Origin of the sequence: Micromonospora sp. WMMD712 (genome assembly GCF_029581295.1) — a bacterium.
GTDB classification, from domain to species: Bacteria; Actinomycetota; Actinomycetes; order Mycobacteriales; family Micromonosporaceae; genus Micromonospora; species Micromonospora carbonacea.
On record NZ_CP120743.1, the window covers coordinates 7,159,396 to 7,174,395 of the forward strand.

The following is a 15,000-nucleotide window of genomic DNA, read 5'->3' on the forward strand; positions in this document are numbered from 1 at the left end:
GGAGTGGCCCGATGCCCACTGAGGCGGAGTTCCTCGACTACCTCCGGCGCGCCACGGCCGACCTGCGCGAGGCGCGGCGGCGGGTGCGCGAGGTGGAGGCGAAGGACCGCGAGCCGATGGCCGTCGTCGGCATGGCCTGCCGGTTCCCCGGCGGCGTACGCGGACCGGACGACCTGTGGGACCTCGTCGACGCCGGCCGCGAGGGGCTGGGCGACTTCCCCACCGACCGGGGCTGGGACCTGGAGCGGCTGTTCCACGTCGACCCGGACAACCCGGGCACCTCCTACACCGACCAGGGCGGGTTCCTCTACGACGCCACCGAGTTCGACCCGGCCTTCTTCGGCATCAGCCCCCGCGAGGCCCTGGCCATGGACCCGCAGCAGCGGCTGCTGCTGGAGAGCGCGTGGGAGGCGTTCGAGTCCGCCGACCTGGACCCGCAGCGGCTGCGCGGCAGCCGCACCGGCGTCTTCGCCGGGGTGATGTACCACGACTACGCCTCCCGGGTGCTGGACCTGCCCGAGGGCGTCGAGGGCTACCTCGGCACCGGCAACTCCGGCAGCCTCGTCTCCGGCCGGGTCGCCTACACGTACGGCCTGGAAGGGCCCGCCGTCACCGTCGACACGGCCTGCTCGTCGTCGCTGGTCGCCGTGCACCTCGCCGTGCAGGCGCTGCGCCAGCGCGACTGCGACCTGGCCCTGGCCGGCGGCGTCACCGTGCTGTCCACCCCCGGCGTGTTCGCCGAGTTCTCCCGGCAGCGCGGCCTCGCCCCCGACGGGCGGTGCAAGTCGTTCGCCGACGCCGCCGACGGCACCGGCTGGGCCGAGGGCGTCGGCGTGCTGCTGCTCCAGCGGCTCTCCGACGCCCAGCGCGACGGCCGCCGCGTCTACGCGGTGATCCGGGGCAGCGCCGTCAACCAGGACGGGGCCAGCAGTGGCCTCACCACGCCCAACGGCCCCTCCCAGGAGCGGGTGATCCGGCAGGCCCTGGCCAACGCGCGGCTCGCCCCCGCCGACGTGGACGCCGTCGAGGCGCACGGCACCGGCACCACCCTCGGCGACCCGATCGAGGCGCAGGCGCTGCTGGCCACCTACGGGCAGGACCGGGCCGGGGCGGAGCCGCTGTGGCTCGGCTCGGTCAAGTCCAACCTCGGCCACACCCAGGCCGCCGCCGGCGTCGCCGGGCTGATCAAGATGGTGCAGGCGCTGCGGCACGGCCGGCTCCCCGCCACCCTGCACGTCGACGCGCCGTCTGCGCACATCGACTGGTCGGCCGGGGCCGTGTCGCTGCTCACCGAGCCCCGCCCCTGGCCGGCGGTGGACCGGCCGCGCCGGGCCGCCGTGTCGTCGTTCGGCATCTCCGGCACCAACGCGCACGTCATCCTCGAACAGGCCCCGGTCGCCGAGGAGCCCGACCCGGCCGCGCCGGCCGTCGTCCCGCCGCTGGCACCCGTCCTGCTGTCGGCCCGCAGCCCCGAGTCCCTCGCCGCGCTGGCCCGCCGCTGGGCCGACCACCTCGACGCCGCGCCCGACGCCCGCCCCGTCGACGTCGCCGCGTCCTCGCTCGCCCGCGCCGGGCTGCCCCGGCGGGCCGTCGTCCTCGCCGCCGACCGCGCCGAGCTGCTCGCCGGGCTGCGCGCCCTCGCCGCCGACGAGCCGGCCGCGCCGGTCGTCACCGGCACCGCCGCGCCCCGGGGCCGGGTCGCCTTCCTGTTCTCCGGGCAGGGCGCGCAGCGCCCCGGCATGGGCCGCGAGCTGGCCGCGGCGTTCCCCGTGTTCGCCGCCGCCCTCGACGAGGTGTGCGCCGCGCTCGATGAGCACCTGCCCCGGCCGCTGCGCGAGGTGCTGTTCGCCGCCGCCGGCACGCCCGAGGCCGACCTGCTGCACCAGACCGTGTTCACCCAGGCCGGGCTGTTCGCCGTCGAGGTGGCGCTGTTCCGGCTCGCCGGGTCGTTCGGGCTCGCCCCGGACTACCTCGTCGGCCACTCCATCGGCGAGCTGGCCGCCGCGCACGTCGCCGGGGTGCTCACCCTCGCCGACGCCGCGACGCTGGTCGCCGCCCGGGGCCGGCTCATGCAGGCCCTGCCGGCGGGCGGGGCGATGCTCGCCGTCGCCGCCGACGAGGCGTCCGTGGTCGAGTCCCTCGCCGGGGTGACCGGTCGGATCGGCGTCGCCGCCGTCAACGGCCCCGCCGCCGTGGTCGTCTCCGGCGACGCCGCCGCCGTCGAGCAGGTGGCCGCCCACTGGGCCGAGCGGGGCACCCCCATCCACCGGCTGCGGGTCAGCCACGCGTTCCACAGCGAGCTGATGGACCCGATGCTCGCCGAGTTCGCCGCCGTCGCCGCCGGGCTGACGTTCTCCCCGCCCACCGTGCCGATCGTGTCGAACCTGACCGGCCGGGTCGCCGGGCCGGAGCTGCTGTGCAGCCCCGACTACTGGGTGCGGCACGTCCGCGAGGCCGTCCGCTTCGCCGACGCCGTCGACCGGCTCGCCGAGGCCGGCGTCGGCACGTACGTCGAGCTGGGCCCCAACGGGGTGCTCACCGCGATGGCGCAGAGCTGCCTCACCGACCCGACCGCCGTGCTCGTGCCGCTGGCCCGCAAGGACCGCCCCGAGCCGCGCGCCCTGCTGGAGGCCCTGGCCCGGCTGCACGCCGACGGCCTGCCCGTGGACTGGGACGCCCTGCTCGCCGGGGCCGCCGCGCGCCGGGTGGACCTGCCCACGTACGCGTTCGCGCACGAGCGGTACTGGCTGGAGCCGGTCGGCCGGATCGCCGACGTCACCGGCGTCGGCCTCGGCGCGGCCGGGCACCCGTTGCTCGGCGCGGCGGTCTCCGTGGCCGGCGAGGACATGGTGCTGCTCACCGGCCGGCTGTCCCTGGCCACCCACGGCTGGCTCGCCGACCACGCCGTCTCCGGCGTCGTCGTGCTGCCCGGCGCGGCCCTGGTCGAGCTGGTCGTGCGGGCCGGCGACGAGGTCGGCGCGTCCCGGGTGCGGGAGCTGACCGTCGCCACCCCGCTGGCCCTGCCCGAGGCCGGCGGCGTCCGCGTGCAGGTGCGCGTCGGCGCGGCCGACGACACCGGCGCCCGCGCGGTGACCGTGCACGCCCAGGCCGAGGAGGACCCGGAGGCCGGCTGGGTCCGGCACGCCGAGGGCGTCCTCGAACCGGCCGTCGACGACGAGCCCGCCCTCGGCGCGTGGCCGCCCGTCGCGGCCACCGAGGTCGACCTCGCCCAGTGGTACGACGCCCTCGCCGGGCGCGGCCTGGCCTACGGGCCCGCGTTCCGGGGCCTGCGTCGGCTGTGGACCGGCGACGGCGAGGTGTACGCCGAGGTCGCCCTGCCCGAGGAGGCGGCCGGGCCCGCCGCCGCGTTCGGCGTGCACCCGGCGTTGCTCGACGCCGCCCTGCAACCCGTCGGGGCGCTGCTCGCCGCCGTGGGCGGCGGCCCCCGGGTGCCGTTCGCGTTCTCCGGCGCGCAGGTGCACGCGTCCGGCGCGACGGCGCTGCGGGTGCGGCTGACCGGCGACGGCTCGGCGGTGCGGCTCGTCGCCACCGACGGCGCGGGCGTCCCCGTCGTGTCGGTGGACTCCCTCGCGCTGCGGGAGATGACGGGCCTGACCGCCCCCGGCGTCGCCGCCCGTTCGCTGTTCGAGGTCGCCTGGCAGGCCGAGGAGGTGCCGCCCGCCGAGGAACCCGCCGGCTGGGCGCTGCTGGCCGCGACCCCGCCCTACCCGGTGCGGGCCCTCGACCTGCCCGTCTTCGCGGACGTGGCGGCGGTGCTGGCCGCCGCCGACGAGGCGGGGGAGCCGCTGCCCCGCGCCCTCGTGCTCCCGGTCCTCCCCGCGCCCGCCGCCTCTCCCGGCACGGGGCCCGCCGGCCTGCCCGCCGCCGCTCTGCCCGCCGCCGCCGAACGCTCCGGCCTGCCCGCCGCCGCCGAACGCTCCGGCCTGCCCGCCGCCGTCCGGGCCGTCGCGGCCGACGTGCTCGGCGTGGTGCAGGCGTGGCTGGCCGCCGACGCGCTTGCCGACACCCGGCTGGTCGTGCTCACCCGGGGCGCGGTGGCCACCCGCGACGACGACCCGGTCACCGACCTCGCCGGGGCCGCCGTGTGGGGCCTGCTGCGCTCGGCGCAGTCCGAGCACCCCGACCGGATCGTCCTCGCCGACCTGGCCGCCGACGTCGACGCCGCCGCCCTGGCGGTGCTCGCCGGGGTGGCCGACGACCCCGCCGGCACCGGCGGGCAGGTGGCGCTGCGCGGCGACGCCGTGCTCACCCCGCGCCTCGTGCGCGCCGCCGCCCCGGCCGACCCCCCGGCCGCCCCCGCGCTCGGCGACGGCACCGTCCTGGTCACCGGCGGCACCGGCGCGCTCGGCGCGCTCGTCGCCGAGCACCTCGTCACCGCGTACGGGGCCCGGTCGCTGCTGCTGGTGTCCCGCCAGGGACCGGCCGCCCCCGGCGCGGACGCCCTGGCGGAGCGGCTCACCGGCCTGGGCGCCCGCGTCGAGGTGGTCGCCGCCGACGTCACCGACCCCGACCGGGTGGCCGCCCTCGTCGCCGGGGTCACCGGCCGGCTGGCCGGCGTCGTGCACACCGCCGGCGTCCTCGACGACGGCGTGGTCACCGCGATCAGCCCCGAGCGGCTGGCCGGGGTGCTCGCCCCGAAGGCCGACGCCGCGTGGCACCTGCACGAGGCGACCGCCGGGCGGGACCTCGACCTGTTCGTCGTGTACTCCTCCGTCGCCGGGGTGCTCGGCTCGCCCGGCCAGGCCGCGTACGCGGCGGCGAACACGTTCCTGGACGCCCTCGCCGCGTACCGTCGGCAGGCCGGACTGCCCGCCGCGAGCCTCGCCTGGGGCATGTGGGACACCGCCGGGATGGCCGCGACGGTCGGCGACGCGGACCGGGCCCGCTCGGCCCGCGCCGGCATCTCGCCGATGAGCGCCGCCACCGGCCTCGACCTGTTCGACGCGGCCCTCGCCGCCGGCCGGCCCGCCCTCGTGCCGGCCGTGCTCGACGTGCCGGCCATGCGGGCGCGGGTCGTCGCCGGCCGGGTGCCGTCGCTGCTGCGGGTGCTGCTCGGCGCGGTCACCGCCCGCCGGCAGGCCGGCCACGGCAACTGGGCGGACCGGATCGCCGGCCTCGACCCGCAGGACGCCCGTGACCAGGTCGACGCCCTCGTCCGGGGCCTCGTCGCGCAGGTCCTCGGGCACGGCGGCGCGGACGCCGTGCCGGCGGACCGGGCGTTCCGGGAGCTGGGCTTCGACTCGCTGACGGCGGTGGACCTGCGCAACCGGGTCAACGCGGCCACCGGGCTGCGGCTGGCGTCCACGCTGGTGTTCGACTACCCGACCCCGCGCATCCTCGCCGGCCAGGTGTACGCGGAACTCGCCGGCAACCGGGCCGCCACCGTCACCCCCGCCGAGGCGGCCACCACCACCGGCCTCGACGACCCGATCGCGATCGTCGGCCTGGCCTGCCGCTTCCCCGGCGGCGCGGACAACCCGGACCAGCTGTGGGAGCTGCTGGCCACCGGCGGCGACGGGATCAGCGAGTTCCCCGCCGACCGGGGCTGGGACCTCGACACCCTGTTCGACCCGGACCCGGCCAACAGCGGCACCTCGTACACCCGGCACGGCGGCTTCCTCTACGGGGCGGCGGAGTTCGACCCTGGGTTCTTCGGCATCTCGCCCCGCGAGGCCCTGGCGATGGACCCGCAGCAGCGGCTGCTGCTGGAGGCGTCGTGGGAGGCGTTCGAGTCCGCCGGCCTGGACCCGCACCGGCTGCGCGGCAGCCGCACCGGCGTCTTCGCGGGCGTCATGTACCACGACTACGCCTCCCGGCTGATGGACCTGCCCGCCGAGGTGGAGGGCTACATCGGCACCGGCACCTCCGGCAGCGTGCTGTCGGGGCGGGTGGCGTACACGTTCGGCCTGGAGGGGCCGGCCGTCACCGTCGACACGGCGTGCTCGTCGTCGCTGGTCGCGCTGCACCTGGCGGCCCAGGCGCTGCGGTCGGGGGAGTGCGACCTGGCCCTGGCCGGCGGCGTCACCGTCATGGCCACGCCTGGCACGTTCATCGAGTTCTCCCGGCAGCGCGGACTGTCGCAGGACGGCCGCTGCAAGTCGTTCGCCGCCGCCGCCGACGGCACCGGCTGGGGCGAGGGCGTCGGAGTCCTGCTCGTGCAGCGGCTCTCCGACGCGCAGCGCGACGGCCGGCGGGTCCACGCGATCGTGCGCGGCACGGCCGTCAACCAGGACGGCGCGTCCAACGGACTGACCGCCCCGAACGGCCCCTCGCAGCAGCGGGTGATCCGGCAGGCCCTCGCCAACGCGCGCCTGACCCCGGCCGACGTGGACGCCGTCGAGGCCCACGGCACCGGCACCACCCTCGGCGACCCGATCGAGGCGCAGGCGCTGCTGGCCACCTACGGGCAGGACCGGCCCGCCGACCGGCCGCTGCTGCTCGGCTCGATCAAGTCCAACATCGGCCACACCCAGGCCGCCGCCGGCGTCGCCGGGGTCATCAAGATGGTCCTCGCGCTGCGGCACGGGCTCGTCCCGCCCACCCTGCACGTCGACGCGCCGTCGGAGCACATCGACTGGACCGCCGGGGCCGTGGCCCTGGCCACGGAGGCGACCCCGTGGCCGGCCGTCGACCGGCCCCGCCGCGCTGCCGTCTCCTCCTTCGGCATCAGCGGCACCAACGCCCACGTCGTCCTCGAACAGGCCCCCGAGCCGGCCGTCGCCGCCGAGTCCCGGCCCGGCGTCGCCGCCGACGCCGGCCTCGTGCCGTTCGTGCTCTCCGCCGCCGACCGGGCCGCGCTGCGGGAGCAGGCCGCCCGGCTGCGCGCGCACCTCGCCGCCCACCCCGAGGTCGAACCGGCGGAGGTCGGCCACGCCCTCGCCACCACCCGGGCGGCGTTCGGCCACCGCGCCGTCGTGCTCGGCCAGGACCGGGCCGACCTGGCCCAGGGCCTCACCGCCCTGGTCGACGGCGAAACCGTCGCGGGCGTCGTCACCGGCGCGGCGCTGCGCAACACCGCCCCCGTCTTCGTCTTCTCCGGCCACGGCTCCCAGTGGCCCGGGATGGCCGTCGACCTGCTCGACAGCTCCCCGGTGTTCGCCGCGTCCATCGCCGAGTGCGAGGCCGTCCTCACCCCCTGGGTGGACTGGTCGCTCACCGACGTGCTGCGCGGGGCCGAGGGCGCCCCGCCGCTGGTCGCCTCCGGCGTCGTGCAGCCGGCCCTGTGGGCCGTGATGGTCTCCCTGGCCCGGCTGTGGCGCTCGCTCGGCGTCCGCCCCGGCGGCGTCGTCGGCCACTCCCAGGGCGAGATCGCCGCGGCCTGCGTCGCCGGGGCCCTCACCCTGGAGGACGCCGCCAAGATCGTCGCCCTGCGCAGCCAGGTGCTCGTCGACATCGCCGGCCGGGGCGGCATGGTCTCCGTGGCCCTGCCCGCCGACCGGGCCCGCGACCTGCTCAAGCGGTGGGCCGGCCGGCTCTCCGTCGCCGTGGTCAACGGCCCCGGGTCCGTCGTGGTGGCCGGCGACGTCGCCGACCTCGCCGACCTCGTCGCCGCCTGCGCCGCCGACGGCGTGCGCACCCGCCCCATCGACGTCGAGTACGCCTCCCACTCCCCGCAGGTCGAGGCCGTCGCCGAACGGCTCCTGGCCAGCCTCGACGGGATCACCCCCCGCCCCGCCGAGCTGCCGTTCTATTCCGCGCTCACCGGCGAGCAGACCGACACCACCACCCTCGACGCCGGCTACTGGTACCGCAACCTGCGCGAGACCGTGAACTTCGAGCAGGCCGTACGCAACCTGCTCGCCGACGGCCACCAGGTCTTCCTGGAGGTCGGCCCGCACCCCGTGCTCAGCTTCGGCATGCAGGAGACCATCGACGCCGCCGAACACGAGGCGGCCGTGGTCAACACCCTGCGCCGGGGCGACGGCGGCTGGCCCCGGATCCTCACCGCGCTGGCCGAGCTGCACGTGCGCGGCGTCGAGGCCGACTGGAACGCCGTCTGCGGCGTGCGCACCGGCCCGGCCGTGCCACTGCCCACGTACGCGTTCCACCGGCAGCGCTACTGGCCGGAGGCCCCCGTGCGCACCGGCCCGGCCGCCGCCGCCGACGACCCCGCCGACCGGCAGTTCTGGGACGCCGTCGAACGCGCCGACGCCGACGCCCTCGCCGCCGCCATGCGCATCGACACCGCCGACGCCCGCGCGCTCGGCGACGCCCTGCCGCTGCTGTCCTCGTGGCGGCAGCGCCGCCGCGACGAGTCCACCGTGGACGCCTGGCGCTACCGGGTGCAGTGGACGCCGCTCACCACCGCCGCCAGCGCCGCCCTCGGCGGGACCTGGCTGCTCGTCGCGCCCGCCGAACACGCCGGCCAGCCCATCGTCGGGCAGGTCGTGCAGGCCCTCGGCGAGGCCGGGGCGGACGTGACCCCGCTGGCCGTCGCCGACGCCGACCGGGCGGCCCTGGCCGCGCGGCTCGCCGACGTCGACGCCGCCGCCGTCACCGGCGTGCTGTCGCTGCTCGCCCTCGACGAGACCCCCCACCCGCAGCGGCCCGTCGTCCCCGCCGGCCTCGCCGGCACCCTCGCTCTCGTGCAGGCCCTCGGCGACGCCGGGATCACCGCCCCGCTGTGGTGCGCCACCGGCGGCGCGGTCTCCACCGGCCGCGCCGACCCCCTCGACCACCCCCGGCAGGCCCTCGTCTGGGGCCTCGGCCGGGTCGCCGCCCTGGAACACGCCGACCGGTGGGGCGGCCTCGTCGACCTGCCCGCGAAGCTCGACCGGCGCGCCCGGGGCCGGCTCGCCGCCGTCCTGGCCGGCGTCGGCCACGAGGACCAGGTCGCCGTGCGCACCTCCGGCCTGTTCGCCCGTCGGCTCGCCCGCGCCGCCGCCGATCCCGCCCCGCAGCGGCCCGGGTGGCGGCCCGCCGGCACCGCCCTGGTCACCGGCGGCCTCGGCTCCCTCGGCGCGCACGTGGCCCGCTGGCTGGCCCGCGAGGGCGCGGCGCACCTGGTGCTGACCAGCCGGCAGGGCCCGGCGGCGGCCGGCGCCGCCGAGCTGGAGGCCGAGCTGACCGGCCTCGGCGCGCGCGTCACCGTCGCGGCCTGCGACGTGGCCGACGCCGGCTCGCTGCGCGCCCTCGTCGACCGGCTCGCCGCCGACGGCGTCACCGTCGACGCCGTGTTCCACGCCGCCGGGGTGGCCCACGCCGGCCCGCTCGCCGGCACCGACGTCGCCGAGCTGGCCGACGGCCTGCACGCCAAGGTCGCCGGGGCGGTCAACCTCGACGAGGTCTTCGGCGGCGACGTGTCCGCGTTCGTGCTCTTCTCCTCCGGGGCGGGCGTGTGGGGCGGCGGCCTCCAGGGCGGCTACGCCGCCGGCAACGCGTTCCTCGACGCCCTCGCCGAGGACCGCCGCCGCCGGGGCCTCGCCGCCACCGCCGTCGCCTGGGGCGCGTGGGACGGCGGCGGGATGCTGGAGACCGACGGCGCCGCCGACCAGATGTTCCGCTCCGGGGTCCGGCCGATGCGCCCCGACCTGGCCGTGGCCGTGCTCGCCCGCGCCCTCGCCGACGACGACACCACCCTCACCGTCGCCGACATCGCCTGGGACCGGTTCCACCAGACGTTCGCGATGACCCGCCCCCGGCCGCTGATCGAGGACGTCCCCGAGGTGGCCCGGATCCTCGCCGCCCGCACCCGCGACGACGACGAGCCGGCCGAGGCGTCCCCGCTGCGCGGGCGGCTCGCCGGCCTGGCCGAGCCGGAGCGCCGCCGCACCCTGCTGGAGCTGGTGCGGGTGCACGCCGCCGCCGTGCTCGGGCACGCCTCCGCCGAGGCGATCGGCGCGGACCGGCCGTTCCGGGAGATCGGCTTCGACTCGCTCAGCGCCGTGGAGATGCGCAACCGGCTCGGCGAGGCCGTCGGCCTGCGGCTGCCCGCCACCCTCGTCTTCGACCGGCCCACCCCGACGCTGCTCGCCGGCTGGCTGGCCGACCGCATCCTCGGCGTCACCGAGCAGGCCGCCGCGCCCACCCGGGCCGCCGCCGCCCTCGACGAGCCCATCGCCATCGTCGCGATGAGCTGCCGCTACCCCGGCGGCGTCGCCAGCCCCGAGGACCTGTGGCGGCTCGTCGCCGACGGCCGCGACGCCATCGCCGGGTTCCCCGCCGACCGGGGCTGGGACCTCGACGCCATCTACGACCCCGACCCCGACACCCCCGGCACGTCGTACGTGCGCGAGGGCGGCTTCGTCGCCGACGTCGCCGGGTTCGACGCGGCGCTGTTCGGCATCTCCCCGCGCGAGGCGCTGGTGATGGACCCGCAGCAGCGGCTGCTGCTGGAGACTGGCTGGGAGCTGTTCGAACGCGCCGGCATCGCCCCCGCCGACCTGCGCGACAGCAACACCGGCGTCTTCGTCGGCACCAACGGCCAGGACTACGCCACGCTGCTGATGGCGGCCCGCGCCGAGACCGAGGGCTACCAGGCCACCGGCAACGTGGCGGCCGTCGTCTCCGGGCGGCTCTCCTACACCTTCGGCCTCCAGGGCCCGTCCGTCTCCGTCGACACCGCCTGCTCGTCGTCGCTGGTGGCGCTGCACCTGGCCGTGCAGTCGCTGCGCGCCGGCGAGTGCGACACGGCCGTCGCCGGTGGCGTCACCGTGATGGCCACCCCCGGCCCGTTCCTGGAGTTCGCCCGGCAGCGTGGCCTCGCCGCCGACGGCCGGTGCAAGTCGTTCGCCGGGGCCGCCGACGGCACCGGCTGGGGCGAGGGCGCCGGCCTGCTGCTGCTCCAGCGGCTCTCCGACGCCCGCCGCGACGGCCGGCGGGTCCTCGCCGTGGTACGCGGCTCCGCCACCAACTCCGACGGCGCGTCCAACGGGCTCACCGCCCCCAACGGGCCCGCCCAGCAGCGGGTCATCCAGCAGGCCCTGGCCAACGCGCGGCTCACGGCCGCCGACGTGGACGCCGTCGACGGCCACGGCACCGGCACCCGACTCGGCGACCCGATCGAGGCGCAGGCGCTGCTGGCGACGTACGGGCAGGACCGGCCCGCCGACCGGCCGCTGCTGCTCGGCTCGATCAAGTCGAACATCGGCCACACCCAGGCCGCCGCGGGCGTGTCCGGCGTCATCAAGATGGTGATGGCGCTCCAGCACGACCTGCTGCCGCCCACCCTGCACGTCGACGAGCCCACCCCGCACGTCGACTGGGCGGCCGGCGCGGTCGCGCTGCTCGCCGAGCCGACCCCGTGGCCCGCCGTGGACCGGCCCCGCCGGGCGGCCGTGTCGGCGTTCGGGGTCAGCGGCACCAACGCCCACGTCATCCTCGAACAGGCCCCGCCCGCCGACGCCGCGCCGGCGGCCGGCGACGCGGAGCCGCCCGCCCCGCCGCTGCTGCCCTGGATGGTCTCCGGCGACGACGCCGACGGGCTGGCCGCCCAGGCCGCCCGCCTCGCCGACTGGGCCGAGGCCGAGGCCACCGCCGCTGCCGGCGGCCCGGCCGCCGACGCCGCAGCCGCCAGCGACGCCGCCGTCGCCCGGGTGCTCGCCACCGGCCGCTCCCACCTGCGGCACCGGGCCGTGCTGCTCGCCGCCGACCGCGACGCGTACGTGGCCGGGCTGCGCGCCCTCGCCGCCGGCCAGCACCACCCCGCCCTCACCCGGGACGTCGCCGAGCCCGGCGGCACCCTCGCCGTCCTCTTCTCCGGCCAGGGCGCGCAGCACGCCGGCATGGGCCGCGAGCTGTACCGGACGTTCCCCGCCTTCGCCGAAGCCCTCGACGAGGTCTGCCAGCACCTCGACGCGCACCTGCCCCGGCCGCTCAAGGAGGTGCTGTTCGCCGCCGACGGCAGCGCCGAGGCCGACCTGATCCACCAGACCGTGTTCACCCAGGCCGGCCTGTTCGCCGTCGAGGTGGCCCTGCACCGGCTCCTCGCCGGCTGGGGCGTCGTCCCCGATCTCGTCGCCGGGCACTCCGTCGGCGAGATCACCGCCGCGCACGTCGCCGGGGTGCTCAGCCTCCCCGACGCCTGCGCGCTCGTCGGCAACCGGGGCCGGCTCATGCAGGCCCTCCCGGCCGGCGGCGGGATGCTCGCCGTCGCCGCGCCCGAGGCCGACGTCGCCGCGACCCTGGCCCCGTACGCCGGCCGGGTCGCCGTCGCCGCCGTCAACGGCCCGGCCGCCGTGGTCGTCTCCGGCGCCGGCGACGCCCTCACCGACCTGGCCGACCACTTCACCGCCCTCGGCGTACGCACCAAGCGGCTCACCGTCAGCCACGCCTTCCACAGCCCGCTGATGGAGCCCATGCTCGCCGAGTTCGCCGCCGTCGCCGCCGGCCTCGACTACGCCCCGCCCGCCGTGCCGCTCGTGTCGAACCTGACCGGCCGGGTCGCCGACCCGGAGCTGATCTGCACCCCCGACTACTGGGTGCGGCACGTGCGCGACGCCGTCCGGTTCGCCGACACCGTCGAGCACCTGCACTCCCTCGGCGTCGCCACGCTGCTGGAGGTCGGCCCCGACACCGTGCTCACCGCGCTGGCCGCCGACGCGCTGCCCGACGCCGGCCGCACCCTCGTCACCGGCGTCCAGCGGCCCGGCCGGGGCGAGGCCGAGGCGCTGCTCGGCGCGCTGGCCCGGCTGCACTGCCACGGCGTACGGGTCGACTGGGCGGCGCTGCTGCCCGCCGCCGACCCGGTCACCCCGCCCACGTACGCCTTCCGGCACCAGCGGTTCTGGCCCGTCGGCGACGGCGACGTGCTGCGCACCGCCGAGCCGGCCGCCCCCGCCGCCGGCCCCGCCGACGAGGCGTTCTGGCAGGCCGTGGCCGACGCCGACGGCGACGCCCTCGCCACCCGCTTCGGCGTCGACCCGGACCGGCCGCTGCGCGACCAGCTGCCCACCCTCGCCCACTGGCACCGGCAGCGGCAGACCGACGCGCTCGTCGACGGCTGGCGCTACCGCATCACCTGGCCGCAGCGCCGCCTCACCGCCGGCCCCGCCACGGGCGAGTGGCTGCTGGTCGTCCCCGCCGGAACGGACGCCCCCACGGCCACCGTCGACCCCGACGCCGGCACCTCCGAGTCGGCCGCCGACGCCGCCGACCGGATCGGCGCGCTGCTCGCCGCGCACGGCGGCAGCGTGCGGACCCTCGCCGTCGACCCCGCCACGGTCACCCGCGCCGAACTCGCCGCGCTGCTCGGCCCGGCGGCCGGCGCGGCCACCCGTACCGTGTCGCTGCTGGCCCTCGACGAGCGGCCCCACCCCGACCACCCGGCCGTGCCCGCCGGGCTCACCGGCAACCTCGCCCTCGTCCAGGCCGTCACCGACGCCGCCCCCGCCGGGCCGCTGTGGCTGCTCACCCGGCAGGCCGTCAGCACCGGCCCCGGCGACCCCGTCGCCCACCCCGCCCAGGCGACCACCTGGGGCCTCGGCCTGGTCACCGCCCTGGAACACCCCGCCCACTGGGGCGGCCTGCTCGACCTGCCCGCCGAGCTGGACCCGGCCGCCGGGGACCACCTGCTGCGGGCGCTGACCAACACCGACGCCGAGGACCAGCTCGCCGTGCGCCCCCTCGGCACCCACCTGCGCCGCCTCGCCCGCGCCGCCCGCGCCGAGCGGCCCGACGCCCCCGCCTGGCAGCCGCCGGACACCGTGCTGATCACCGGCGGCACCGGCGCGATCGGCTCGTACGCCGCCGCCTGGCTGGCCCGGCACGGCGCGCGCCGGCTCATCCTGGTCAGCCGGCGCGGCCCCGACGCCCCCGGCGTCGCCGCCACCCTCGCCGAGCTGGCCGACCTCGGCGCGCACGCCCGCGCCGTGGCCTGCGACCTGGCCGACCGCGACGCCGTCGCCGCCCTCGTCGCCGGCCTGCGCCGCGACGGCGAGACCGTACGCGCCGTCGTGCACGCCGCCGGCGTGGGCCGGCTCAACCCGGTCAGCGTCGTCGGCACCGACGAACTCGCCGACGTCGTCGCCGGCAAGACCGCCGGGGCCCGCCACCTCGACGAGTTCCTCGACCCCGACGACCTGGAGCTGGTCGTCTACTTCTCGTCCATCGCCGCCGCGTGGGGCGTCGGCGACCACGGCGCGTACGCCGCCGGCAACGCCTTCCTCGACGCGTGGGCGCAGTCCCGGCCCGCCGGCCGGGCCCGGGTCGTCTCCGTCAACTGGGGACCGTGGGCCGGCGGCGGCATGGTCAGCGACGAGCACGCCGTCGCGATGAGCCGGCGCGGGGTGTCCCTGCTCGACCGGGAACCCGCGATGGCCGCCCTGCGCGCCGCGATCACCGGCGACGGCACCGTGCTCACCCTCGCCGACGTCGACTGGGCCCGCTTCGCCCCCGTCTTCGCCTCCGCCCGGCCCCGGCCCCTCATCGCCGACCTGCCCGAGGTGGCGGCCCAGCACGCCGGCGTCGACCCGGCCGCCGACGGCGGCGACGAGGTCCGCACCGGGCTGCGCAAGCGGCTCGCCGACCTCACCGCCGCCGAGCAGACCCGGCTGCTGGTCGACCTGATCCGCACCGCCGCCGCCGAGGTCATCGGCCACGACAGCCCGTACGCCCTGGAGGCCGACCGGCCGTTCAGGGACCTCGGCTTCGACTCGCTGACCGCCGTGGAGCTGCGCGGCCGGCTCGCGAAGGAGACCGGCCTCAGCCCGGCCAGCTCGGTGGTGTTCGACTACCCCACCCCGCAGGCCCTCGCCGAGCACCTGCGCGGCGAGCTGGTCAGCGAGGCGTCCGTGCAGGCGCTGCCGACCGTCGAGGAACTCGACGAGCTGGAGGCCGCCCTCGTCCGGCGCGACACCGACGACCTGGGTCGGGTCCGGGTCACCATGCGGCTGCACCGGCTGCTGGAACGCCTCGGCGCCGCCGACCGGGGCGTCGGGGAGCGGCCCGACGAGGCCGCCGAGGTGGCCGACCGGCTGCGCGTCGCCAGCAACCAGGAGCTTTTCGATCTTGTCGACCGGGACCTCGGGCTTTCCTGAGTCA

1 protein-coding gene is annotated in these 15,000 nt (G+C 78.2%); it reads left to right on the forward strand.

Annotated features, from left to right (window positions below; translation table 11 throughout):
• The first annotated feature begins 11 nt into the window (after positions 1-11).
• On the forward strand, positions 12-14,996 hold the full coding sequence (locus O7633_RS30635) for a type I polyketide synthase (RefSeq protein ID WP_282324876.1): 14,985 nt from the start codon (positions 12-14) through the stop codon (positions 14,994-14,996).
• The last annotated feature ends 4 nt before the right edge of the window (positions 14,997-15,000 follow it).

What these genes read in the sequence shown, in the direction of transcription:
- O7633_RS30635 (WP_282324876.1), top strand. Translation starts at nt 12, where the DNA reads ATGCCCACTGAGGCGGAGTTCCTCGACTACCTCCGGCGCGCCACGGCC.